The 24,806-nt window shown below is 71.2% G+C and carries 21 protein-coding genes; 12 read left to right on the top strand and 9 right to left on the bottom strand.

What is annotated here, in order from left to right; all coding sequences use genetic code 11:
• Positions 1–53 precede the first annotated feature (53 nt).
• A complete protein-coding gene (locus ICC28_RS36615) occupies positions 54–1,814 on the top strand; it encodes a hypothetical protein (RefSeq protein WP_188293158.1) in 1,761 nt (586 codons plus the stop codon).
• A 213-nt stretch (positions 1,815–2,027) separates the two neighbouring features.
• Here the strand turns inward: ICC28_RS36615 and ICC28_RS36610 are convergent, their stop codons facing one another.
• The gene (locus ICC28_RS36610; RefSeq protein ID WP_188293157.1) at positions 2,028–3,338 is read right to left on the bottom strand and encodes an FtsX-like permease family protein; all 1,311 of its coding nucleotides are present in this window, start codon (positions 3,336–3,338) and stop codon (positions 2,028–2,030) included.
• Positions 3,339–3,341: 3 nt separating this feature from the next.
• Positions 3,342–4,127 (bottom strand): ABC transporter ATP-binding protein, encoded by a 786-nt coding sequence (locus tag ICC28_RS36605; RefSeq protein WP_188293190.1) that lies wholly within the window; start codon positions 4,125–4,127, stop codon positions 3,342–3,344.
• A gap of 196 nt (positions 4,128–4,323) precedes the next feature.
• Between ICC28_RS36605 and ICC28_RS36600 the strand changes: the two genes are divergently transcribed.
• Positions 4,324–5,253, top strand: a complete 930-nt coding sequence (locus ICC28_RS36600) for a hypothetical protein (RefSeq protein ID WP_188293156.1) — start codon at positions 4,324–4,326, stop codon at positions 5,251–5,253.
• A gap of 91 nt (positions 5,254–5,344) precedes the next feature.
• Here ICC28_RS36600 and ICC28_RS36595 read toward each other — a convergent pair whose 3' ends face one another.
• The 6 genes from ICC28_RS36595 to rhaI all read right to left on the bottom strand — a co-directional run bounded on the left by ICC28_RS36595 (position 5,345) and on the right by rhaI (position 13,061).
• A complete protein-coding gene (locus ICC28_RS36595) occupies positions 5,345–6,004 on the bottom strand; it encodes a lactate utilization protein C (RefSeq protein WP_188293155.1) in 660 nt (219 codons plus the stop codon).
• A complete protein-coding gene (locus tag ICC28_RS36590) occupies positions 6,001–7,479 on the bottom strand; it encodes a LutB/LldF family L-lactate oxidation iron-sulfur protein (protein ID WP_188293154.1) in 1,479 nt (492 codons plus the stop codon). Before ICC28_RS36590 ends, ICC28_RS36595 begins: the two co-directional genes overlap by 4 nt.
• Positions 7,476–8,231 (bottom strand): (Fe-S)-binding protein, encoded by a 756-nt coding sequence (locus ICC28_RS36585; RefSeq protein WP_188293153.1) that lies wholly within the window; start codon positions 8,229–8,231, stop codon positions 7,476–7,478. The genes ICC28_RS36590 and ICC28_RS36585 overlap by 4 nt, the downstream gene beginning before the upstream one ends.
• 72 nt (positions 8,232–8,303) lie before the next feature.
• Positions 8,304–9,737, bottom strand: coding sequence for a rhamnulokinase (locus ICC28_RS36580; protein WP_188293189.1), 1,434 nt, complete (start codon positions 9,735–9,737; stop codon positions 8,304–8,306).
• 8 nt (positions 9,738–9,745) lie between these two features.
• Entirely contained in the window at positions 9,746–11,785 is a 2,040-nt protein-coding gene (locus tag ICC28_RS36575) for a bifunctional aldolase/short-chain dehydrogenase (RefSeq protein WP_188293152.1), read from the bottom strand.
• Between the two features lie 115 nt (positions 11,786–11,900).
• Entirely contained in the window at positions 11,901–13,061 is a 1,161-nt protein-coding gene (rhaI, locus tag ICC28_RS36570) for an L-rhamnose isomerase (protein ID WP_188293151.1), read from the bottom strand.
• Between the two features lie 309 nt (positions 13,062–13,370).
• Between rhaI and ICC28_RS36565 the strand changes: the two genes are divergently transcribed.
• The 9 genes from ICC28_RS36565 to ICC28_RS36525 all read left to right on the top strand — a co-directional run bounded on the left by ICC28_RS36565 (position 13,371) and on the right by ICC28_RS36525 (position 23,160).
• Entirely contained in the window at positions 13,371–14,888 is a 1,518-nt protein-coding gene (locus ICC28_RS36565) for a sugar ABC transporter ATP-binding protein (RefSeq protein WP_188293150.1), read from the top strand.
• Entirely contained in the window at positions 14,885–15,925 is a 1,041-nt protein-coding gene (locus ICC28_RS36560; RefSeq protein WP_188293149.1) for an ABC transporter permease, read from the top strand. The genes ICC28_RS36565 and ICC28_RS36560 overlap by 4 nt, the downstream gene beginning before the upstream one ends.
• Positions 15,918–16,883, top strand: a complete 966-nt coding sequence (locus tag ICC28_RS36555) for an ABC transporter permease (protein WP_188293148.1) — start codon at positions 15,918–15,920, stop codon at positions 16,881–16,883. The genes ICC28_RS36560 and ICC28_RS36555 overlap by 8 nt, the downstream gene beginning before the upstream one ends.
• 91 nt (positions 16,884–16,974) lie before the next feature.
• Positions 16,975–18,057: a rhamnose ABC transporter substrate-binding protein gene (gene rhaS, locus ICC28_RS36550; protein WP_188293147.1), complete on the top strand. Its 1,083-nt coding sequence runs from the start codon at positions 16,975–16,977 to the stop codon at positions 18,055–18,057.
• A 31-nt stretch (positions 18,058–18,088) separates the two neighbouring features.
• Complete coding sequence (locus tag ICC28_RS36545; RefSeq protein WP_188293146.1) at positions 18,089–18,409, top strand: L-rhamnose mutarotase; 321 nt, start codon at positions 18,089–18,091, stop codon at positions 18,407–18,409.
• Positions 18,410–18,441: 32 nt separating this feature from the next.
• The gene (locus tag ICC28_RS36540) at positions 18,442–19,866 is read left to right on the top strand and encodes a BNR repeat-containing protein (protein ID WP_188293145.1); all 1,425 of its coding nucleotides are present in this window, start codon (positions 18,442–18,444) and stop codon (positions 19,864–19,866) included.
• A gap of 77 nt (positions 19,867–19,943) precedes the next feature.
• Positions 19,944–20,978 (top strand): LacI family DNA-binding transcriptional regulator, encoded by a 1,035-nt coding sequence (locus ICC28_RS36535; RefSeq protein ID WP_188293144.1) that lies wholly within the window; start codon positions 19,944–19,946, stop codon positions 20,976–20,978.
• Positions 20,979–21,080: 102 nt separating this feature from the next.
• Positions 21,081–22,382, top strand: coding sequence for an alpha/beta fold hydrolase (locus tag ICC28_RS36530; RefSeq protein WP_188293143.1), 1,302 nt, complete (start codon positions 21,081–21,083; stop codon positions 22,380–22,382).
• Between the two features lie 34 nt (positions 22,383–22,416).
• Positions 22,417–23,160, top strand: a complete 744-nt coding sequence (locus tag ICC28_RS36525; RefSeq protein WP_188293142.1) for a PIG-L deacetylase family protein — start codon at positions 22,417–22,419, stop codon at positions 23,158–23,160.
• A 58-nt stretch (positions 23,161–23,218) separates the two neighbouring features.
• Here ICC28_RS36525 and ICC28_RS36520 read toward each other — a convergent pair whose 3' ends face one another.
• The gene (locus ICC28_RS36520; RefSeq protein ID WP_188293141.1) at positions 23,219–23,419 is read right to left on the bottom strand and encodes a DUF5999 family protein; all 201 of its coding nucleotides are present in this window, start codon (positions 23,417–23,419) and stop codon (positions 23,219–23,221) included.
• Between the two features lie 139 nt (positions 23,420–23,558).
• Between ICC28_RS36520 and ICC28_RS36515 the strand changes: the two genes are divergently transcribed.
• Positions 23,559–24,389, top strand: coding sequence for a pentapeptide repeat-containing protein (locus ICC28_RS36515; RefSeq protein WP_188293140.1), 831 nt, complete (start codon positions 23,559–23,561; stop codon positions 24,387–24,389).
• The last annotated feature ends 417 nt before the right edge of the window (positions 24,390–24,806 follow it).

The raw sequence follows: 24,806 nt of genomic DNA, 5'->3' as shown, positions 1-24,806 counted from the left end.
CCGGTCGGCGGGGACGCCGTGGCGCATGGGCGAGCAACGATGGGACAGCGAAGATGAGCAGCGTAGTCGAGCGTTACCGGGCGCTGGAGGAGCACGTGGCCGGCGGCCGCCGGGTCGTGGTGACCGACGTGGTGGACGTGCCCGCGTCCGATCTGCGGCAGGCCGACGAGCACGACGTCGCGCTGCTGCTGCTCCTCGGCGAGCTGTGCGCCCGGATGGACGACGGGACCTCGGCCGCGCCCACGCTGCTGGCGACCGCCGAGAAGTACGTCGACACGTCCTTCTTCTACACCGGCCGGATCCTGCCGAGGACCCGGGAGCTGATCGACCTCCTCGGCCGGGCCGTGCACGAGCGGTCCCTCGACCTGCTGGCCGAGGTGGCCGACCACCTCAGCCAGGGGTGGGCCGGATACGCCGACTCCATGTTCCCCTCGGCGTTCGCCCGGCTGGCCCGCGACGCCGGGTACGACGCCGGGCCCGAGGCGTTCGCCCAGGTCTCCTTCGTCCTGTGGCAGAAGGGCCTCGCGGCGGCCGCCGCAGGCGACGCGGAGCGGGCCGTGCCGCTCTTCCAGGCCTCCCTCGACCGCTACCGCCGGTACCGCTACTTCGCGGACGCCTCCTGGCTGCACACCGACCTGGTCGTCGCCCATCTGCTCGCCGGTCGGCAGGAGGAGGCCGCTGCCGAACTGGAGACCCAGCGCACCTACGTGGAGAAGGTGCTCGCCGACCACCCGACGGCCGCGTCCGGCGCGGGGCGCTCCTACGCCTTCCACCTGGGAGACGTGCAGAGCGGCCAGTACAGCACCTTCGTGGAGTCCTCCGCGCTGCGCCCCACCGAACTGACCGAACGGGACCGCTCCCTGCTCCTGCGCTACGTCCGCACCAGCGAGTTCCTCATCTCCGCCTGCCGCTACGGCGCCCAGCGCGACTTCGACGCGGCACTCGACATCTTCTCCTTCGGCTGGGCCACCTACCAGCAGTCGCCGTACCCGCGCATCTTCCGCCGCCTCGGCGACCGCTACCTGGAGGCCGCCGACAAGTGGAACGTGCACCTCACGGCGTACGAGACCTGGCACCGGATGCTGCGCAGCTACCGGATCCGGGTGAAGCCGGGCGCGCTCATCGACACGGCCGCGACCCTGCACGACCGGCTGGGCTACGCCGAACTGGACTCCTGCGCCTCCCTCGTCCTGCTGGACACCGCCGTCCTGCACGCCCGGCTGCACGGCCGCGACGCCTCGGTGGAATGGATCACCCGCTATCTGCGGGACCTGCGGCCCGCCCTGCCGGACGCCCTGAGCGCCGTCGTCGACTACCTGCAGGCGCCCCGCACCGCGGACCGTGGCCAGCTGCTCAGCCGCTACATCGGGCTGCGCGCCGGACACCTCGCGCCCGAGTTCCTCTCCCTCGACCTGGACGACGAGAAGCTGCCGGAGCCCAACCGGCTGGAGGTCACCCTCTACGGCCCCCTGCTGTCCATCGAGGGCATCACCGTGTACGAGAACACCCCGCAGCCGCTCATCGACATCCTGCGTGTGCTCGGCCACGACTTCGCCCGGCACCTCGCGTCCGGCTCGGAACCGCCGTTCCTCTCCGCCGCCGAACTGGCCGAGCGCACGATGCGCACCTCCGCCGCGCTGGCGCAGACCGTGCGCAGATTCCGCATCGCCTGCCAGGAGCGGTTCCGGGACGTCGCCGACTACAGCCTCATCCAGGACGCCGTCCTCCAGGGCCGCCCCGGCTACCGGCTGAACCCGCAGAGCGTGCACCGCTTCACGGAGTACGCGACCGCCCCGGCGGGGGAGGACGGGTGACGGCCGCCGGCGGGGCACGTGGCAGGAGGCCGGCGAGGTCCGCCGGTTCCGGGGCGGGCTCGGCCTCCCCGGACTGATCGACGTGGGACTGCTTCGACCAGGAGCCCCTTGCCGGGTGATAAGTGCGAAGGGGCTCCGTGAAGTGTTCGGGAAGGGCGTGGGCCACGTGCGTCACCGATCGCCCTCCCGGCCGGAGGCGGCCCGGCTCACGGCTTACGACGCCACCGCCACCGCCCGCACCGCAGGCGTCCGCAGCGCCCGCCGCGCCGTGATCAGGCTCGTGCCCAGCGTCGTCGCCGCCGCGACGGCGGCCACCGTGGCGCCGATGCCGTAGACCTCGCCGGGCAGCACGCCGTCCGTGCGGACCATGGTGAACGGGACGATCCCGGCCAGTGCCGTCAGCGCGCCGAAGGCGAGCCCGGTGAGCGTGAGGATCAGCGCCTCGACGCCGACCGTGCCGAGCACCTGGTCCGGCGTCGCGCCCGCCAGCCGCTGCTGCCCGAACTCGCGGCCGCGGTAAATCGTCGCCGCGTACAGGGAGTTGACGAGCATCACGCAGACGAACACCACGATGATGCCGACGACCGTGAAGTTGAGGGTCTCCAGGTTCTTGGCGTCGACCGACTTCACCGCGCCCGAGGCCGCGAGGGCGTCGCTCTCCACCGCCTGCATGGTCAGCGTGGCCGTGGACACCGCCGTGAACAGGATCAGCGACATGAGGATCCCGGCCAGCTGCCCGGCCCGCTCCCGCAGGTTCCGCACGGCCAGCCAGCCGCGCGCACCGCTCAGCGGCAACCGGTCCAGCACCCCCGTCAGCAGCCGCGGAGCCAGCAGCGCGCAGCCCACCGACAACAGGATCGCCCCGTACGCGGGCGGCGCCATCAGCGCCTCGTCGGTCGCGGAGAACGCGAACGTGGCGCACACCGACAGTGCCCCGGCCGCCAGCGCCGCGTACGCGAGGAACGTCCTGGCCCCGCCGTGCCGTGCGGTACCGCGCCTCGCACGCCGTACGGCGAGGAACGCGGCGCCCGCCGCGGCGAGCAGGGTGATGCCGATGCCCGTCATCAGCGCGACGGGACCGAAGGAGTGCTCCACGGACTCGGAGACCTGACCGCTGTCGTGGAAGATCCCCAGCAGCACCCGCCCGCCGAGCACCGCCGGTCCGATCGCCGACGCCGCACCCAGCAGGGCCACGGCCACCGCCTCACCCACGACCATCCGTCTGATCTGCGCCGGCGTTGCCCCCGAGCAGCGCAGCAGCTCCAACTCGGCCGTCCGCTGACGGACGTTGACGGTCAGCGTCGAGGCCACCGCGAAGAACACCAGGAGGGTGCCGTAGCCGCCGACCACACTCGCCGCCACGGTCAGCGTGTCCGCGCTCGTCGCATCGACGCCCGGCTGCCCCGCCGTGTCGTGCAGCGAGTTGAACGTCATGACGATCGCCGCGCCCAGGAAGGCGGCCAGCAGCGTCGCCAGGAACCGTCCGGGCCGCTGCCGGATCGACCGCATCGCCAGTACGAGCATCGCTCACACCTCCGTCGCCACGGCGTCGCCCAGGTGCGCGAGGCGTTCGGCCACCGCGTCCGGCGTCGGCGCGTCCAGGCGGCCCGCGAGCCTGCCGTCCGCCAGGAACAGCACCGCGTCCGCGTAGGAGGCGGCCACCGGGTCGTGCGTCACCATCACCACCGTCCGCCCATGTACCCGCACCGCCTGCTGGAGCAGCCTCAGCACATCGCGGGCGCTGCGCGTGTCCAGCGCGCCCGTCGGCTCGTCCGCGAAGATCACCGGGGGGTCGGCGACCAGGGCGCGCGCGATGGCGACCCGCTGGCGCTGCCCGCCGGACAGCTCGCCGGGACGGTGGCCGAGCCGGTCGCCGAGCCCGACGGACGCCAGCACCTCGCGCACCCGCTTGCGGTCCACCCGACGTCCGGCGAGCTTCAGCGGCAGCACCGTGTTCTGCGCGACCGTCAGCGTCTCCAGCAGGTTGTACTGCTGGAACACGAACCCGATCCGCCCCCGCCGGAACTTCGTCAGCGCCGTCTCGTCACCCCCGGTCAGCTCCGTGCCGTCCACCCGCACGATCCCGCTGTCGGGCCGGTCGAGCCCCGCGGCGCAGTGCAGCAGCGTGGTCTTCCCCGAACCCGACGGACCCATCACCGCGGTGAACGTGCCGCGCCCGAGCCCCAGCGTCACCTCGTGCAACGCGGTCACGGCGTTCTCGGCCGTCCCATAGACCTTGGTGACCTTGACCAGTCGGAGCGCCTCCGCGGCGGGTCCGGTGCCGTGACCCTCTCGTGAGCCCGTGCGAAACATCGTCATCACTCCCCGTCCGGCACTCCCTGTGCCCTGACCGAGAAGCTACGGAGACGGCGGGCGCGGCACACGGGGCGCAGAACCCGTATCCCGGGGTGTACCCAGCGACACCACGTGACGGACCTGTGACGTACCTGACGCCCCTGGTACGGCGAGCCGTCTTCCCGGCCGACTTCCCCAGGAGTACAGGTACTTCATGACGGTCGACGGGGGACGCCGCCACAGTGTGTGGCAGATCATGCGTGAGTCGGTCGAGGGGGCGGACACCGAGCTGAAGCCCGAAGGGCTGATGCATCTGGTACCGGCCGGGCTCGATCCGCTCTATGTGAAGTTCGGAGACCTGTATCCCGAACAGCAGCTTGAGTTGCAGCTCTTGTACGGCGCCTCGCAGCGCGCGTTCGAGCGCAACACCAGAGTCGCTACGCGCGTCAGCGTGCAGCGGGTCCTCGGCAACACGCTGAGCGACCGCCGGCTCGGCGACGCCAAGCCCAACGACGACCTGCTCAAGTACCTGGACGCGGAGATAGCCGACCTGCGGGGCCGGCTCGTGCAGGACAGCGCGACCGCCGTCAGCCGGGGCCTGAACGTCGGTCTCACGCTGGGCGCCGCCGCCAGCCTCGTCCTGCTCGCCGTGCCGCTGCTGTGGGGCGCGGACCTGCTCCAGGCGCTGGGGGTGACGCTCAACTGCACCGACCGCTGGCACCTGTTGGGCGCGTTCGTCTGCGGTGGCGTCGGCGCGTTCGGGGCGGTGCTCAGCGTGCTGGTCCGACTGCGCGGCAACGCCGAACAGCTGACGCGGCGTCAGACCAACGGCCGGGAGGGGATGATCGTGCCCGGCCAGATGGCCCGCAGCATGCGCCACGAGGGCGTGTACCGGGTGTTCGTCGGCTGGATCCTCGCGCTGGCCGTCTACTTCCTGCTCAGCGGCGGCCTCGTGCCCGTCTTCGAGGTACCGGCCACCGCCGCCGAGATCTGCCCGTCCCCGGGAAACCCCGGCTCACCCGCCAAGGGCACCGACTTCTGGGGCTTCTGGTGCGCGATCGGCTTCGTGGCCGGATTCAACGAGCGCTGGGCCTTCGGCATCCTCGGCCGGGAGGCGACCCGCCGGACGGGCAAGAGCGGCTGAGGCCCACGGCCGGGAGGCGACAACACAGGGCCGCGTTCTCGTCCAGGACCGGATCGAGCGTCACCGCCTCCCGCCAACCGCCCTCCGGCCGCTACCCGGTGACGTCCGCGCCCGCCCGACCGCTCACCAGCACCACCTCAAGGGTGCGCGGACCGTGCACCCCCTCCACCCGGTCCAGCTCGATGTCGCTGGTCGCCGACGGCCCCGAGATCCAGGTCAACGGGCGGGCCGGGTCGAGGCGTTCGAGGGCCTGCGGAACCGAGGAGACGACCTGGTCCGGCACGCGTACGACACAGATGTGGTGGTCGGGGACGAGAGTGATGCGGCGACGACCCTGGTCGGGGGAGCCGTCCAGGACGAGCGTGCCGGTCTCGGCGATCGCGAGCGCGCAGCCGGTGACCACGCTCGCCACCTCGTCCAGCTCATGCGGGGTGCTGACCGCGCGGTCGTGCACCCGAGTGGCATCGGCGAGCGACAGCCACTCCGGCGGCAGGCCGGGGGGCACGAGCACCTCCTGAGAGCCACGCTCGGCGAGCAGCCGCATGATCAGATCCGGCAGTTCCGCGGCGTCCGTGCGATGTACCACCGCCCGGTAGTCCGCCAGGTTCTCCGCCAGCAGATCCACCGTCTCCTCGACACTGCGCTGCCCGTGCTTCCGCAGATACGTCCGCTCGATCGGTACGTCCTCGTCCCGCGGTACGTCCGCCAGGGCGCGCCGCACCCGGCCCAGGACCCTTTCCCTGCTGCTCACTTGGCGCCGTCCCTTCCGCCGTTCCTCCGCTGCCACCAGTCCCGGAACGGCTCCGCGGGCACCGGCGGCAGGTCCCGCGTCCCGCTCCACGCCCGGCCGGGCCCCGGCAGGGTGCGCGGGTGGAAGCGGCGGGTGCGGGAGGCGAGCCGCTGGCCGGTGCGCAGGGCGCCGGGGTGCGCGAACGCCCAGCGGGCCGCCCGCATGGCCGCCCGCTCGGCCGCGTGTCCCTTGGCGGGCTTGAGCACGACCTTGTTGCCCCGCCGGGTGACCTCGCCGCCCGCCACGACCCGTTCCCGCAGGTGCACCAGCACCTCGGGGATGTCGATGGCCACCGGGCACACCTCGTAGCAGGCCCCGCAGAGCGAGGACGCGTACGGCAGGGAGGCGTCGATCTCGCTTCCGGTGCCCCGCAGTTGAGGGCTGAGGATGGCGCCGATCGGCCCGGGGTAGACCGAGCCGTACGCGTGGCCGCCGGCCCGCTCGTACACCGGGCACACGTTCAGGCACGCCGAGCAGCGGATGCAGCGCAGGGCCTGGCGGCCGACCTCGTCGGCGAGGGTGTCGGTGCGGCCGTTGTCGAGCAGGACGAGGTGGAAGTTCCGCGGCCCGTCTCCGTCCGCCGTGCCGGTCCAGGTGGAGGTGTACGGGTTCATGCGCTCGGCCGTCGAGGAGCGGGGGAGGGTTTGCAGGAACACCTCCAGGTCCTGCCAGGTCGGCACGGTCTTCTCGATGCCGACGACCGAGATCAGGGTCTCGGGCAGGGTCAGGCACATCCGTCCGTTGCCCTCGGACTCCACGACGACCAGGGTGCCGGTCTCGGCGACCATGAAGTTGGCGCCGGAGATCCCGACCTTGGCCCGCAGGAACTTCTCCCGCAGATGCAGCCGTGCCGCCTCCGCCAGCTCAGCGGGCGTGTCGGTGAGCCCCTCCGGGGCCGGGCGGCCCCACTCGCTCATCTCGCGGGCGAAGATGTCCCGGATCTCGCCGCGGTTGCGGTGGATCGCCGGGACGAGGATGTGCGAGGGCCGGTCCTTGCCCAACTGCACGATCAGCTCGGCGAGATCGGTCTCGTAGGCGCGGATGCCCTCCGCCTCCAGCGCTTCGTTGAGGCCGATCTCCTGCGTGGCCATCGACTTGACCTTGACGACCTCCGACTCGCCGGTCGCCTTCACCAGATCGGCGACGATCCGGTTGGCCTCGTCGGCGTCGGCCGCCCAGTGGACCGTACCGCCGGCCGCCGTGACCGACTCCTCCAACTGCACGAGATAGCGGTCGAGATGACGCAGCGTACGGTCCTTGATCCGCTTCCCGGCCTCGCGCAGCTCCGCCCAGTCGGACACCTCGGCGACGGCCTTGGCCCGCTTGTCGCGGATGGTGTGGGTGGCGTGGCGCAGATTGCCGCGCAGGGTCCGGTTGTGGACCGCCTCGCGCGCGGCCTCGGGGAAGGCCGGCATCCCCAGATACGTTCCGCTCATACCGCCGGTTCCTCCTCGGTGCTGGCCAGGATCTCGGCGATGTGCACCGGCCGCATGCCGGTCCTGAGCCGCGTCATCGTCCCCCCGATGTGCATCAGACAGGAGTTGTCGGCCGCGCACAGCACCTCGGCGCCCGTCGATTCGGCGTTGCGCACCTTGTCCGCGCCCATCGCCGCCGAGACGTCCGCGTTCTTCAGGGCGAAGGTGCCGCCGAACCCGCAGCACTCCTCCGCCCCCGGCAGTTCGGCCAACTCCAGCCCCTTGACGGCCGCGAGCAGCCGCCGGGGCCGGTCACCGAGCCCCAGCCCGCGCAGTCCGTGACAGGTCGGGTGATAGGTCACCCTGTGCGGGTAGTACGCCCCGACGTCGGTCACCCCCAGCACGTCCACCAGGAACTCCGTCAGCTCGTACGTCTTCGGCACCACCGGCGCGAGGGCGGCCGCCAGGGTGCCCCCGCGGCCCTCGGCCCGCGCCCGTTCGCCCATCCGGGGATACAGCTCCCGCACCATCGCCCCGCACGACCCGGACGGCGTGACGATCGCCTCGTACTCCCCGAAGACATCGGAGAAGTGCCGGGCCAGCGGCTCCGCCTCCCGGCGGTAGCCGGTGTTGTAGTGGGCCTGCCCGCAACAGGTCTGGGCCATCGGGAAGTCGACCTCGACGCCCAGCCTGGTCAGGAGCTTCACCACAGCGCGGCCGGTGTCCGGATAGAGCGTGTCGTTGACACAGGTCAGGAACAGAGCGACACGCATCGCGGCTCCTTGGGGTTGATCATCGGATGAATGCAGCCTAGTGCGGTTTCGGCGGCCCGGGGAGACCCCGGCTCACCCCACGGCGAGCCGGGCCTCCGCCTCCTGCCACCGGGCGGTGCCGCCCCGCGGCTCGTACCGCGTGAGCGGCAGGGTACGGGTGAGCAGTCGCCGCCCGTCCGCGAGATCACGGACGAGACCGTGCGTCCGGGCCTGGACCAGGACGTTGCCGAGGGCCGCCCCTTCCGTCGGGCCGGCCACCACCGGCAGCCCGCAGGCGTCGGCGGTCAGCTGGCACAGCAGCGCGTTGCGGGTGCCGCCCCCGACGACGTGCACGACGTCGACCGGCCGGTCGGCCAGCCGCTGCGCTTCGGCGACGGCCCGACGGTGGGCGAGCGCGAGGGAGTCGAGGATGCAGCGCGTGATTTCGGCGGGCGAGTCCGGCACCGGCTGGCCCGAGGCCCGGCAGGCCTGGGCGATCCGCTCCGGCATCCGGCCCGGCGCGAGGAACGCCGCGTCGCCCGCGTCCACCACCGACCGCAGCGCCGGTGCCTTGGCCGCCTCCAGCAGCAGCCCGCCCAGCTCCGGCTCGCCCCAGGCGCGTACGCATTCCTGGAGCAGCCACAGGCCCATGATGTTGCGCAGATAGCGGACCGTGCCGTCCAGCCCCAGCTCATTGGTGAAGTTGGCGGCCCGGCTCTCCTCGGTCAGCACCGGCGCGTCCAGCTCCAGGCCGGCCAGCGACCAGGTGCCCGTACAGATGTACGCGAACCGTTCGCCGGGCGCGGCCGGTACGGCGGCCACCGCGGAGGCGGTGTCGTGCGAGCCGACCGCCGTCACCGGCACCGGCCCGGCGAGGCCGGTCTCCTCCAGCACCTCCGGGCGCAGGAGGCCCGCCGGATCACCCGGCCGGCGCAGCGCGGCGAACAGACCCAGGTCAATGCCGAGACGCGCGGCGACATCTGACGACCAGTCACGGGTGCGCGGGTCGATCAGCTGGGTGGTCGAGGCGTTGGTCAGCTCGGTGCCCTGCTCGCCGGTGAGCCAGTACGTCAGCAGATCCGGGATGAGCAACAGGCGTCGGGCGCAGGCGAGTTGGTCCTTGGCGGCGATCAACTGGTACAGCGTGTTGAAGGGCGCGTACTGCAAGCCGGTCGCGGCGTACAGCTCCTCGGCCGGCACGGTCGCCCACACCTTCTCCGCGATCCCGTCCGTCCGGGAGTCCCGGTAGTGCACGGGGTTGCCCAGCAGCGCGCCGCCGGCGTCCAGCAGACCGTAGTCCACGGCCCAGCTGTCGATGCCGACGGAGTCGACCTGCCGCGCCGCCTTCAGCCCCTCCAGCACACCGGCGTAGAGCCCGAGGACGTCCCAGCGCAGCCCCTCCGGCACCCGTACCGGCCGGTTGGCGAACCGGTGCGCCTCGGCCAGCTCCAGGCTGTCGGGGCCGACGCGGCCGACCATGACACGCCCGCTGGAGGCGCCCAGGTCGACCGCGGCGTACGACTTCACGAGCGCGCTCACCGCAGGAAGGCGGCCGCGACGCCGGCGTCGACCGGGACGTGCAGCCCGGTGGTGTGCGTCAGCTCCCCGCCGGTGAGCGCGAAGACCGCGTTCGCCACGTGCTCGGGCAGCACCTCCCGCTTGAGGATGGTCCGCTGCGCGTAGAACTCGCCCAGCTTCTCCTCCTCCACCCCGTACACGGCCGCGCGCTGCGCGCCCCAGCCGCCGGCGAAGATCCCCGACCCGCGCACCACCCCGTCGGGGTTGACGCCGTTGACCCGGATGCCGTGCTCGCCCAGCTCGGCGGCCAGCAGCCGCACCTGGTGCGCCTGGTCGGCCTTGGTGGCGGAGTAGGCGATGTTGTTCGGACCGGCGAAGACGGCGTTCTTGGAGGCGATGTAGACGATGTCACCGCCCAGCTTCTGCGCGATCATCACCCGCGCCGCCTCCCGCGAGACCAGGAAGGAACCGCGGGCCATGATGTCGTGCTGGAGGTCCCAGTCCTTGGCCGAGGTCTCCAGCAGGGGCTTGGAGATGGAGATGCCGGCGTTGTTGACGACCAGGTCGACTCCGCCGAAGGCCAGTACGGCCGCCTTGAAGGCGTCGGTGATCTGCTCCTCGGAGGTGACGTCGACGGTCACGGCGACGGCCCTGTCGGACCCGCCGAGCTCCTCGGCGACGGCCGCCGCGTTCTCAGCGTTCAGGTCCGCCACGACCACACACGCGCCCTCGGCCACCAGCCGCCGCGCGATCGCCCGGCCGATCCCGCTGCCCGCGCCGGTCACCAGCGCCACCCGCGTGGCCAGCGGCTTCGGCTTCGGCATCCGCTGGAGCTTGGCCTCCTCAAGGGCCCAGTACTCGATGCGGAACTTCTCCGACTCCTCGATCGGCGCGTAGGTGGAGACCGCCTCGGCCCCGCGCATCACATTGATGGCATTGACGTAGAACTCGCCGGCCACCCGGGCGGTCTGCTTGTCCTTGCCGAAGGAGAACATGCCGACCCCCGGCACCAGCACGATCGCCGGGTCGGCGCCGCGCATCGTGGGGGAGTCCGGCTCGGCGTTGCGCTCGTAGTAGGCGGCGTACTCCTCGCGGTAGGCGGCGTGCAGCTCCGTCAGCCGGGCGATCGCCTCCTCCAGGGGCGCGGTGGGCGGCAGGTCCAGCACCAGCGGCCGCACCTTCGTGCGCAGGAAGTGGTCCGGGCAGGAGGTGCCGAGGGCGGCGAGGCGCGGGTGCGCGGCGCGCGCCAGGAAGTCGAGGACGACCTCGGAGTCGGTGAAGTGACCGACCTGGGCCCGGTCCTGGGAGGCGATCGCACGGATGTACGGTGCGAGCGCGGCCGCCCGCTCCTTGCGGTCGGCGTCGCCGAGCGCCTCGTACCCCTCGACGACGGGCCCGAAGGGCTCCGCCTTGCCGTGCTCCGCCAGGAACTCCTCCGCGGTGCGGATGATGTGCAGCGAGTTGCGCTCGCACTCCTCGGAGGTGTCGCCCCACGCGGTGATCCCGTGCCCGCCGAGGATGCACCCGATCGCCTGCGGGTTGGCCTTCTTCACCGCGGCGATGTCCAGCCCCAGCTGGAACCCGGGTCGCCGCCACGGCACCCACACCACGCTGTCGCCGAAGCACTCGGCGGTCAGCTTCTCCCCGTCCGCCGCGCAGGCCAGCGCGATCCCGGAGTCGGGGTGCAGATGATCGACGTGAGCGGCTTCGACCAGTCCGTGCATGGCCGTGTCGATGGACGGGGCCGCTCCGCCCTTGCCGTGCAGGCAGTAGTCGAACGCGGCGACCATCTCGTCCTCGCGCTCCACCCCCGGATACACGTCGACCAGCGCCCGCATCCGGTCAAGACGCAGCACGGCAAGACCGCTCTCGGCCAGGGTGCCCAGATCACCACCGGAGCCCTTGACCCACATCAGCTCCACATCACCCCCGGTCACGGGATCGGTGTCGATGCCTTTCGCGGACGCGTTGCCGCCGGCGTAGTTCGTATTACGAGGATCAGCGCCCAGCCGATGAGACCGGGCGAGGAGATCGGCGGCGGAGGGATGGGTTGCCATGACGTTCGGTTCCTTAGAAGAGAGAGGGTGAGTACGTTTCCCTGGGGGCGCGGGGAACGGCGCGACCAGCCACATCCGGCCCGCACCCCGCGACACAACAGAACCCGGCAGACGCTCACGCGCCCCAACCGGCCTGCTCACCTCCGACTCGCTCGGCCACGATCCTCTCGGCCCACCCGGACCGGGCGTACGCGCCCATGGGGTCGGCATCCAGCCCCATCTCCTCGCGCACCTCGGCAAGCAGCGGCCGTACGTCGGTGTTGTACGCGTCCATGATCACGGCGTTCGCCCCGAGCACGTCCCCCGAAGCCTGCGCGGCGGCCAACGCCTCCCGGTCCACCAGCAGCGCCTTCGCCGTGGCCTCCTGCACGTTCATCACCGACCGGATGATCGCCGGGATCTTCGCCTCGATGTTGTGGCACTGGTCGAGCATGAACGCGACCTCGGGCGAGAACCCGCCCCCGCGCACCACCTCGTACATGATCCGGAACAACTGGAACGGATCCGCGGCCCCGACCATCAGGTCGTCATCCGCGTAGAAGCGGGAGTTGAAGTCGAACCCGCCGAGCTTCCCCTCCCGCAGCAGCGTGGCCACGATGAACTCGATGTTGGTCCCCGGCGCGTGATGCCCGGTGTCGACGACGACCTGCGCCCTCGGACCCAGCTTCAGACAGTGCGCGTACGCCGTCCCCCAGTCCGGGACGTCGGTCGTGTAGAACGCCGGCTCGAAGAACTTGTACTCCAGCAGCATCCGCTGGCCCTCGCCCAGCCGCTCGTACACCTCGGCCAGGCCCTCGGCGAGCCGGTCCTGCCGCTCGCCGATGTCGTCCTGCCCGGGATAGTTCGTGCCGTCGGCGAACCACAGCTTCAGATCCTGCGAGCCGGTCGCGTCCATGATGTCGACGCACTCCAGCAGATGATCGACGGCCTTTCGGCGCACCGCCGCATCCGGATGGCAGATGCTGCCGAGCTTGTAGTCGTCGTCCTGGAAGGTGTTGGAGTTGATCGCGCCGAGCTTCACCCCCCGCTCCTCGGCGAACTTCGCCAGCGCGGCGTAGTCCTCGACCCTGTCCCACGGAATGTGCAGCGCGACGGTCGGTGCGACCCCCGTGAACGCGTGCACCTGCGCCGCGTCCTCCAACTTCTCCTGCGGAGTGCGCGGGACACCCTGTTGCGCGAACACCTTGAATCGCGTGCCCGAGTTCCCGTACGCCCACGACGGCGTCTCTACGGCCTGTGTCTTGAGCGCGGCCTTCACCGCGGCGAGGTCGGTCACTTCGGGGCTCCTGTGACGTCGGTCGGAAAGTCTTCTGAAGCGCATCGCTGAATCGCATCGTTGAAGCCAGCGCTGAAACCATCTCTGTGAAACGATTCAAGACGGGAAGCTATGAGTCCACCGAAGGGGTGTCAAGCCCTCCGCCCCAGGTCGATGCTCGTGACTCCGCCGTGACCTTTGTTCATCGAAACTTTTTCGATACGAACCCATTGACGTGACATGCGCTCCGTGTCTAACGTCCCGGCAACCAAGTTGAAACCTTTCACGACGTCGAGAGGGCCGTCCCGCCGACGTCGTCGAGGAGCCCCCATGACCCACCCGTCCACCACGGGTCCGGCCCCGGTTCTGGCGCTCAAGGACATCTCGAAGTCCTTCGGCGCGGTCCGCGCCCTGCGGGACGTCTCCCTGGAGCTGTTTCCCGGGGAGGTGCACGCCCTCGCCGGAGAGAACGGTGCGGGCAAGTCGACCCTCATCAAGACACTCGCCGGAGTGCACCGGCCGGACACCGGCCGCGTGCTGCTCGACGGCGCGCCCGTGGTCTTCCACGGCCCCGGAGACGCCCGGGACGCCGGCATCGCCGTGATCTACCAGGAGCCGACCCTCTTCCCGGACCTGTCGATCGCCGAGAACATCTTCATGGGCCGCCAGCCGCGCCGCGTCCTCGGCCGCATCGACCACAAGGCCACGCACCGGGCGACCCTGGCCCTGATGCAGCGCCTCGGCGTCGAACTCGACCCCGACCGCCCGGCGCGCGGCCTGTCCATCGCCGACCAGCAGATCGTGGAGATCGCCAAGGCGCTGTCCTTCGACGCCCGGGTCCTGATCATGGACGAGCCCACCGCCGCCCTCACCGGCAGCGAGGTCGCCCGCCTCTTCGGCGTCGTGCGCACGCTGCGCGAACAGGGCGCCGCCGTCCTCTTCATCTCCCACCGGCTGGAGGAGATCTTCCAGATCTGCCGGCGGGTGACCACCCTGCGCGACGGCGCCTGGATCTCCAGCGAGCCACTGGACGGCATGACCGAGGACGACCTGGTGCGCCGAATGGTCGGCCGCGACCTCGACGAGCTCTACCCCAAACAGGACGTACGGCCGGGCGAAGTGGCCCTCAGCGTGCGCCGGCTGACCCGCGAGGGCGTCTTCACCGACGTCTCCTTCGACGTCCGCCGCGGCGAGATCGTCGGCCTCGCCGGCCTCGTCGGCGCCGGCCGCACCGAGGTCGCCCGGGCCGTGTTCGGCATCGACCGCTGGGACGCGGGCGAGGTCTCCGTGGACGGCAAGGCCCTCGTCAACGGAGCCCCCTCCACCGCGATGGCCTCCGGCCTCGCCCTGGTCCCCGAGGACCGGCGCGCCCAGGGCCTGGTGATGGACATGTCCATCGAGCGCAACATCGGCCTCACCGGACTGCGGACGACCGTCAGGGCGGGCCTGATGGACCGCGGTGCCGAACGCAGCCGCTCCCTCGACTGGGCCGTCAGGCTCCAGGTGAAGTACGCGCGGATCGCCGACACCGTCAACACGCTCTCCGGCGGCAACCAGCAGAAGGTCGTCCTCGCCAAGTGGCTTGCCACCGGCCCCAAGGTGCTGATCGTCGACGAGCCCACCCGCGGCATCGACGTCGGCACCAAGGCGGAGGTCCACCGGCTGCTCTCCCAGCTCGCCGCCGACGGCGTCGCCGTCCTGATGATCTCCTCCGACCTGCCCGAGATCCTCGGCATGGCCGACCGCGTGCTGGTGATGCACGAGGGCCGGCTCACCGCGGAGATCGCGCGTTCCGACGCCACCGAGGAAACCGTGATGGCCGCAGCCACCGGGAGGGCCGCCGCATGACGGTGACCACCCCTCAGCCGACCCCCGTCGCCGAGGTGCCCAAGGCCGGCGCGACCCGGCTCGTCGACCGCGTCTTCAAGGTGCGCGAACTGGCCATCCTGTTCGTCTTCCTGGTGATGATCGCCGTCACCCAGGCGGGCAACAGCGAGTTCCTGTCCGAACAGGGCATCAAGGACCTGCTGCTCAACGCGACCATCCTGGTGCTGGTCGCCACCGGCCAGTCCCTCGTCGTCATCACCCGCAACGTCGACCTGTCCGTCGGCTCCACCCTCGGCATCAGCGCCTTCGCGGCAGGCAGCTACCTCCAGGGCGGCGGCAACTCCGTCGTGGCCGTCCTCCTCGCCGTCCTGATGGGCATCGCCTTCGGGCTCCTCAACGGCCTGCTCGTCAGCCTCGGCCAGGTGCCCGCGCTCGTGGTGACCCTCGGCACGCTCTACATCATCCGCGGCATCGACTCGATCTGGGTCGGCTCCCGCCAGATCACCGCCGCCGACCTCCCGGACGGCTTCGTCGACTTCGGCTCCGGCGGCCTCTCCGCCGTACCGTGGCTGGCGCTCATCGCCCTGGCCGTCCTGGTGGCGACCGCGTACTACCTCAAGCACTACGGCAGCGGGCGCGAGCTGTACGCCCTCGGCTCCAACCCGGAGGCCGCCCGCCTGGCCGGCATCCCGGTCCGCAAGCGGATCCTGGCCGCCTACACCTTCTGCGGCGCGCTGGCCGGCCTCGCGGGCGCCCTGTACCTGGCCCGTTTCGGCAATGTCGACTCCGGCACCGGCAGCGGCTACGAACTCACCGTCGTCAGCGCGGTGGTGGTGGGCGGTGTCGTCTTCACCGGCGGCTCCGGCAGCGTCTACGGCGCGGCGCTCGGCGCGCTGCTGCTGACCTCCGTCAACAGCGTCCTGCCCGCCCTCGGCGTCAGCTCCGTCTGGGTGCTCGCCATCAACGGCATCCTGCTCATCCTCGCCATCGCGGTCGACCGGATCGTCGCGCTGCGCGTGGCCACCGCCCTGAAGAAGAGGAACGCCCGCCATGGCTGACTTCTCCGCCCATTCGGCGATTCGAGCCATCCGCTGGGACACGGTGGTCGGCGCGCTGCTGATCGTCGTACTCCTGCTGTCGTTCAGTACGGTCGACGGCTTCGGAAACGCCCTCAACCTGTCGTTCCTGATCGGGAACACCCTGCCGATCGCCCTGATCGCCCTGCCCATGACCCTCCTGGTCGTCTCGGGCGAGATCGATCTCTCGGTCGCCTCCACCGCAGGCCTCTCCGGCGCCGTGATGGGCGCGCTGTGGAACCAGGGCATGACGATCGAGACGATCATTCCGATCTGCCTGCTGCTCGGCGTGGTCTGCGGACTGATCAACGGCCTGCTGGTGACCCGGCTGGGGCTGCCGTCCCTCGCCGTCACCATCGGCACCCTCGCCGCCTACCGGGGCATCGCCCAGATCGTGCTCGGCTCCGACGCGGTGACCGACTTCCCCGCCCCGTACCTGGAGTTCGCGGCCGGACGCATCGGCGACACCTTCATTCCGCAGGCATTCCTGCCCTTCCTGGTGCTGCTCACGATCGCCGTGATCGTGCTGCACGCCACCCCGTTCGGCCGGTCGCTGTTCGCGATCGGCGCCGGCGAGGAGGCGGCCCGCTTCGCCGGCATCCGCGTCAAGCGGCAGAAGCTGATCCTGTTCACGGTGACCGGCCTGATGGCCTCCCTCACCGGTGTCTTCTGGGCCCTGCACTACGCCAGCGCCCGCTACGACAACGCCACCGGGCTCGAACTCTCCGTCGTCGCGGCCGTGCTGCTCGGTGGCATCGACTTCGACGGCGGCAAGGGGACGCTCGGCGGCGCGATCGCCGGTGTCTTCCTCCTCGGCGCGCTCCAGAACGTGATGAGCCTCCAGGACGTCTCCGCCCAGTCGCAGATCGTCGTCACCGGCGTCCTGCTCGTCCTGTCCGTCCTCGGCCCCCGGGTCGCCCGGCAGATCGCCGTCGCCTGAGCCGGGCGCAGAGCGGCCGCGGCGCCGGTGTCCGAGGCGCCCACGCCCACCCCGTAGACCCCCTCACCTCGCCCTCCAAGAAAGAGTCGCCATGCGCAAGTCATCCCTCCGCCGTGCCTGTGTGGCCGTGGCCGTTGTCTCCTCCCTGTCCCTCGCCGCGACCGCCTGCGGCGGCACCACCAAGGAGGACGTGAAGAACGAGGGCGGCTCCGCCGCCGCGGCCGGCAAGGCCGACCCGAACGCCGAACTGAAGAAGGGCCTGACCGTCGGCTTCCTGCCCAAGCAGGTCAACAACCCCTACTTCACCTCCGCCGACAAGGGCGGCGAGGCCGCGCTGAAGGAGCTGGGCTCCAACTACAAGGAGGTCGGCCCGTCCAGCGCCACCGACACCGCGGGACAGGTCTCCTACGTCAACACGCTCACCCAGCAGCAGGTCGACGCCATCGCCGTCTCCGCGCAGGACCCGGGCGCCCTGTGCACCGCGCTCAAGCAGGCCATGAGCAACGACATCAAGGTCGTCACCTACGACTCCGACACCAAGCCCGAGTGCCGCAACGCCTTCGTCTCCCAGGCCTCCGCCGAGGACCTCGGCCGCACCGAGGTGCAGCTGCTCGCCGAACAGATCGGCTACAAGGGCGAGATCGCGATCCTGTCCGCCGCGCAGACGGCGACGAACCAGAACATCTGGATCGACTTCATGAAGGACGAGCTGAAGGACCCCAAGTACAAGGACATCAAGCTCGTCAAGATCGCCTACGGCAACGACGACGCCCAGCAGTCCTTCCAGCAGACCCAGGGCCTGCTCCAGGAGTACCCGAACCTGAAGGGGATCATCTCCCCGACCACCGTCGGCATCAAGGCCGCCGCCCAGTACCTGTCGGGCTCCAAGTACAAGGGCAAGGTCAAGCTGACCGGCCTCGGCACCCCCAACGACATGCGCAAGTACGTCAAGAACGGCACCGTCGAGGCGTTCGAGCTGTGGGACCCGGCCAAGCTCGGCGAGCTCGCCGCGCGCACCTCGGTCGCCCTGGTCTCCGGCCAGATCACCGGCAAGGAGGGCGAGACCTTCACCGCCGGCGACATGGGCGAGTACACGATCGGCAAGGACGGCGTGATCAGCCTCGGCAAGCCGACCGTGTTCAACGCCGAGAACATCGACCGGTTCAACTTCTGAGCCCCTCCTTCCCCACGGGAGCTGGTACTTCATGCAGCGCGTCTGTTTCCTCCTCAAGGTCCGCGAGGACCGGCTCGCCGAGTACCGCGAACGCCACGCCGCCGTGTGGCCGGAGATGCTCCAGGCGCTCTCGGCCACCGGCTGGCACAACTACTCGCTCTTCCTGCGCGACGACGGCCTGCTCGTCGGCTACCTGGAGACCGAGGACTTCGAGGCCGCCCTCGCCGGCATGGAGGCCACCGAGGTCAACGCCCGCTGGCAGGCCGAGATGTCCCCGTTCTTCGAATCCCTCGACGGGGCCCGCCCCGACGAGGCGATGAAGCCGCTCACCGAAGTGTTCCACCTCGCCTGACCCTCCCCATCAGGACCAACCGGAGCCGCATCATGAGAAGACGCACGCTGCTGACGGGTGCGATCGTGACCGCCATGTCCACCTCCGCGCTCACCGGCGGCACCGCCCGCGCGGCCGACCCAGGCCCCTCGGTCACCCCGGCCGGCACCACCACCCTCGACAGCCAGGCCATCTTCTTCGTCTCCTACGACGGCCTGGTCAACAACAACTCCTTCCAGAAGAACGGCCTGCTGACCTACAAGGGCTACCAGTACGCCGTCTGGTACACCGCCGACCGCAACGCCGTCGTCGGCCGCCGCCCGCTCGGCGCGAGCACCTGGTCCACCGTCAAGGTCGGCCACACCCTGCGCTACAACGACTCCCACAACGTCATCTCCATGGGCGTCTCCAGGATCGACGGCCGGCTCCACCTCAACATGGACTCCCACAGCGACGGCTTCACCTACGTCAAGTCCGTCGCCGGGCTCATGGACAACCCGGCCGGACTGAGCTGGACCGCGAGCCGCTTCGGCGCCCCGCAGTCCACCCTGGACGGCCTGGCACTCACCAGCCAGTTCACCTACCCGCAGTTCGTCTCCACCCCCGAGGGCCGGCTCCAGCTCAGCTACCGGGTCGCCGTCTCCGGCAACGGCCGCAACGCCCTCGCGGAGTACGACGGTTCGACCTGGACCGCGCTCGGCGAGTGGTCCAGCTCCACCGGCACCTACACCAGCGAGCACGGCTCCTCCACGGCCCGCAACATGTACCTGCACGGCATCGACTACGACCGCAACGGCCGGCTGCACTCGTTCTTCACCTGGCGCGAGCAGAACGGCGCCGTGATGTGCAACGGCGGCGGCCTCACCAACCACGACACCGGCTACGTCTACTCCGACGACCGCGGCCGCACCTGGCGCAACAACGCCGGCACGGTCGTCGGCACCACCGGCGGCGCGGACCGGGTCGCCGTCACCGACCCCGGCCTGGTCGTCGACCCGCTCAACGCGGACCACTCCCTGATGAACCAGGAGAGCCAGTTCACCGACTCCGCCGGCCTGCCGCACGCGATCATCTCCTACGTCCCCGGCCGCTTCGGGCAGTGCACCACGAACTACGTCGCCAACCGCACCGCCAACGGCCGGGCCTTCCACGTACGCAAGAACGCCTCCGGCACCTGGCAGAAGACCGAGATCCCGGTCCCGCTCAACTCCAGCCAGCGCACCAAGCTGGTCCTGGACAAGTACGACAACGCCTACGCGATCTTCCCCTTCGGCCGGATCGCCGGTGCCTCCAAGGCCTCCGGGTACACCGACTGGCGGCTGCTGTACGACGGCGGCGGGCTGAACGCCTTCGGCGAGGTCGTCGTCGACGAGACCCGTATCGCGCAGGACAACGTCCTGTCGGTGATGTACCAGGAGAAGTCCACCGGTACGACACCGTCGGCGCTGCGCGTCGTCGACTTCCGGCTGCCCGCCTGACCGATGCCGCCCGGGGGCGGCCTGACGGTACTGTGAAGGCCCCCGCCGCCCCTCGTCCACCTGGAGGTTCCTGCCCGATGGCTCAGTCGGTGGGTATCAAGGACGTGGCCCGCGCCGCCGGCGTCTCCGTCGGCACGGTGTCGAACGTCATCAACCGTCCGGACTCGGTCGCCACCGAGACCCGGGCGCGGGTGCTGTCCGCCATCGACCGGCTGGGCTACGTCCGCAGCGAGTCCGCGCGCCAGTTGCGCGCGGGCCGCAGCCGGATCATGGGGCTGCTCGTGCTCGACATGGGCAACCCCTTCTTCGTCGACGTCGCGCGCGGCGCCGAGCGGGCCGCCCGCGAGGCCGGGCTCGGCGTGATGGTCTGCAACAGCGCGCAGAGCCCGGGGGAGGAGGCCGAGTACCTCTCGCTCTTCGCCGAGCAGCGGGTGCGCGGCGTCCTGCTCACCCCCGCCGACGCCACCGGCCGCAACATCGAGACGTTCCGGCGCCACAACATCCCCTTCGTCCTGGTCGACCGGGTCGCCGAGGGCACCACCGAGTGCTCGGTCTCCGTCGACGACGTCGCGGGCGGCGCCCTCGCCGTGCGCCACCTGGTCGACCTCGGCCACCGCTCCATCGCCTACGTCAGCGGCCCGCCCGGCTTCAACCAGGTGCGCGACCGCCGCACCGGCGCCCTGAACGCCCTCGCCGAGGCCGGCCTCGGCCCCGAGGCGCTGCGCGAGCTGCCCACCGAACGGCTCGACGTCGCCGCCGGCCGGGACGCCGGTGCCCGCCTGCTCGGCCTCGCCGACCGCCCGACCGCCGTGTTCTGCGCCAACGACCTGCTCGCCCTCGGCGTCCTCCAGGCCATGTACGCCGCCGGCATCAGCGTCCCCGACGACCTCGCCATCGTCGGCTACGACGACATCGAGTTCGCCGCCGCCGCGGCCGTACCCCTCACCTCGGTACGCCAGCCCGCCGTCACCATGGGCGCCCTGGCCGCGGAGCTGCTGCTGGAGGAGACGGAGGACAACAACGGCGGGAAGGGCGGACGGGGACACCAGCACCGGCGGGTCGTGCTCCAGCCCGAACTGGTGGTGCGACGCTCCAGCCTGGCCGCCCGCTGACCCCGCGTTCAGTACGATTTCATGATCCCGGGGATCGGATATCGGACGGGCATGTGCTGAACTGGGACGCGCCGACAACATCCGTCCGTCCCGGGAGCCCTGTTGACCGCCACCTACCGCCAGCCCGGCGTCGTCCTCACCGACCGCACCTTCACCGTGCCCCTCGACCACGACGACCCGGCGGGGGAGACGATCGAGCTCTACGCCCGGGAGGTCGTCGCCGCCGACCGGGTGCGGCAGAACCTGCCGTGGCTGGTGTACCTCCAGGGCGGACCCGGCTTCGGGGCCAACCGTTTCGTCGGCAGGCCGGCCTGGCTCGGGCGCGCCCTGAAGGAGTACCGGGTCCTCCTCCTCGACCAGCGCGGCACCGGCCACTCCACCCCCGCCAACCGCCAGACGCTCCCGCTGCGCGGCGGCCCCGCCGAGCAGGCCGGCTACCTGACCCGCTTCCGCGCCGACTCCATCGTCCGCGACTGCGAGGCCGTCCGCCCCCGGGTCACCGGCGGCGCCCCCTGGACCGTCCTCGGCCAGAGCTTCGGCGGCTTCTGCACGGTCACCTACCTCTCCACCGCCCCCGAGGGCCTCACCGCCGCGCTCGTCACCGGCGGCCTGCCCTCGCTCGACGCCCACGCCGACGACGTCTACCGGGCCGCCTACCCCCGTATCGAGCGCAAGGTCGCCGCCCACTACGCCCGCTACCCGCAGGACGTCGAGCGCGCCCGCCGAATCGCCGACCACCTGCTGAGCCACGACGTGGTGCTCCCCAACGGCTACCGGCTCACCGCCGAGGCCTTCCAGTCCCTCGGCATCCTCCTCGGCGGCGGCGAGGGCAGCCACCGCCTGCACTTCCTCCTGGAACACGCCTTCGTGCGCACTCCGCAGGGCATGCGCCTGTCCGACGCCTTCCAGGAAGAGGTCCAGGGCCTGCTCTCCTACGCGAGCCACCCCCTCTACGCCCTGGTCCACGAGGCGATCTACGGCCAGGACGCCCGCCCCACCGCCTGGTCCGCCGAGCGCGTCCGCACCGAGTTCCCCCAGTTCGACGCCGCCAAGGCACTCGCCGGCGACGGACCGCTGCTGTTCACCGGCGAATCGGTCCACCCCTGGATGTTCGACTGCGACCCGGCGCTGCGCCCGCTGCGCGAGACCGCCGAACTGCTCGCCGCCCGCACCGACTGGACCCCCCTGTACGACCCGGCCCGGCTCGCCGCCAACGAGGTCCCGGTCGCGGCGGCCGTCTACCACGACGACATGTACGTGGACACGGCCCACTCGCTCGCCACCGCCCGAGCGATCCGCGGTCTGCGCACCTGGGTCACCGACGAGTTCGAGCACGACGGCGTCCGCGCCGGCGGCCCCCGCGTGCTGGACCGCCTGCTCGGCCTGGCGCGCGACGAAATCTGAGGACGGCACCGGGCAGTCGAACTAGTCTGCGGGCATGAGCGATCCGACGATCATGCCATTGCAGCCCATGCCCGAGGACTGGCACCGCGCGCTCGCGGTCGTGGCGCACCCGGACGACCTGGAGTACGGCTGCTCGGCCGCCATCGCCGCGTGGACGGACGCGGGACGCGAGATCGCCTACGTCCTCGCCTCCCGCGGCGAGGCCGGCATCGACACCCTGGAGCCCGCCGAGTGCGGCCCGCTGCGCGAGCGGGAGCAGCGGGCCAGTGCGGCGGTCGTCGGCGTCTCCGTGGTCGAGTTCCTCGACCACCGCGACGGCGTGATCGAGTACGGCACCGCCCTGCGCCGCGACATCGCCGCCGCGATCCGCCGCCACCGGCCCGAACTGGTCATCACCCTCAACCACCGGGACACCTGGGGCGGCGTCGCCTGGAACACCCCCGACCACGTCGCCGTGGGACGGGCCACCCTCGACGCGGCGGCCGACGCGGGCAACCGCTGGATCTTCCCCGAACTGACCGAGCAGGGCCTCGAGCCGTGGAACGGCGTCCGCTGGGTCGCCGTCGCCGGCTCCAGCACGCCCACGCACGCCGTGGACGCCACGCCCGGCCTGGAGCGCGCGGTGCGCTCCCTGCTCGAACACCGCACCTACATCGAGGCGTTGACGGACCAGGACACCGAGCATTACGTCCGGGAGTTCCTGACCGCGCACGCCGAAGAGACGGGGCAGCGGTTCGGCGGGAAGCCGGCGGTCTCCTTCGAGCTGTTCGCCCGATGACGCGGAACGCACCGCCGCTCGCCGCCCGCTTCGAGGACTGAGCCTCAACGGCTGAGGCTCAGGCGGCCACGGTCAGTCGGCCCAGGGTGCGGTCCGGGGCCACCACCCGTCCGTCGGGCAGGAGTTCACCGGTGTCGTCGAAGGCGATGGTGCCGTTGCACAGCAGGTTCCAGCCCTGTTCGGGGTGGGACGCGACGATGACGGCGGCGTGGTGGTCGGGGCTGTCGGCGGTCGGGCAGGCGGGCCGGTGGCTGCACATGACGTCTCTCCTCGGTCGAACGGCTCCAGCTTCTGTCGGGTCGTACTCCAGTGGTAGCCGAGCTTGTTTTCCGTTGGATGAGGAGACCCCCACACGGCCGGAAACTCATCGGTGAGTTTCCGGCCGTAGGCTTTCCGTCATGCAAGATCACACGACGGCCCCGGCCGGCCTGCGCGGCGACTGCGCCCACTGCTTCGGGCTGTGCTGTGTCGCCCTGCCCTTCGCGGCCTCCGCCGACTTCGCCGTCGACAAGAAGGCCGGAACGCCCTGCCGCAACCTCCGCGACGACCACCGCTGCGGGATCCACGCACGGCTGCGCGACGAGGGCTTCACCGGCTGCACCGTCTACGACTGCTTCGGCGCGGGCCAGCGGGTCTCCCAGGTGACCTTCGGCGGGCGGGACTGGCGCACCGGTCCGCGTGAGCACGCCCGCGCCATGTTCGACGTCTTCCCGGTCGTCCGCCGGCTGCACGAACTGCTCTGGTACCTCACCGAGGCGCTCACCCTCCCCGCCGCGCGGCCGGTCCACGCCGACCTGCGCCGGGCGCTGGAGCGGACCGAGGAACTCGCCGAGGGCACCCCGGAGGAACTCGGCGCACTGGACGAGGCCACCCACCGCCAGGAGGTCAACGTGCTCCTGCTCAAGTCCAGCGAGCTGGCGCGGGCCGGCGTCCGAGGGCGCAGGAAGGACCGCCGCGGAGCCGACCTCATCGGCGCCCGCCTGAAGGGCGCCGACCTCCGCGGCACCAGCCTGCGCGGCGCCTACCTCATCGCCGCCGACCTGACCGGAGCCGATCTGCGCGTCACCGACCTCATCGGCGCGGACCTGCGCGACGCCGACCTCACGGACGCCGACCTGACCGGGGCGTTCTTCCTCACCCAGCCGCAGCTCAACGCGGCACGGGGCAGCGCCGGTACCCGGCTGCCCGGGTCACTCGCGCGACCCGCGCACTGGGCGGCACGGCTCTGACAGGGCGCCGTGTGAGACATGTCTGTTTCCCGCTTTCGAGGAGGCGTACGAACAGGCTGTGACGCTGCCCGGCGGCTTACGGCCGCAGTTGGTGGGCGAGCCCTGCTTCGGTCGTGCGGCAGGGCTGCTGCGCCGGCCCGGCGGCCGTCGCGCGGTACGCCCGAGACTTCGGCAGGCGATCGTGGTCGTGCCCCGGCCTGCGGTGCACCAGCAGGATTTCCGTAGGGGCACTCCACGACCGCTCGGGAACGGCTACGGACCCGGTCCGTGCGGGGCTGCGTTCGACGTTCTCCACCCCGATGCCCGCCTCCTCCATCACCGGTGCGGAGTGAACCGATCTTCTCGGCGATCCTCGCGTCAGGAGTTCTTCATGACCGTCACGACCCCCGCCAGACCTGTTGACTTCGGTATGCGTCA

Source organism: Streptomyces sp. TRM68416, from assembly GCF_014596915.1.
Lineage (GTDB): Bacteria > Actinomycetota > Actinomycetes > Streptomycetales > Streptomycetaceae > Streptomyces.
This window is presented reverse-complemented; position numbering and strand designations above follow the sequence as displayed.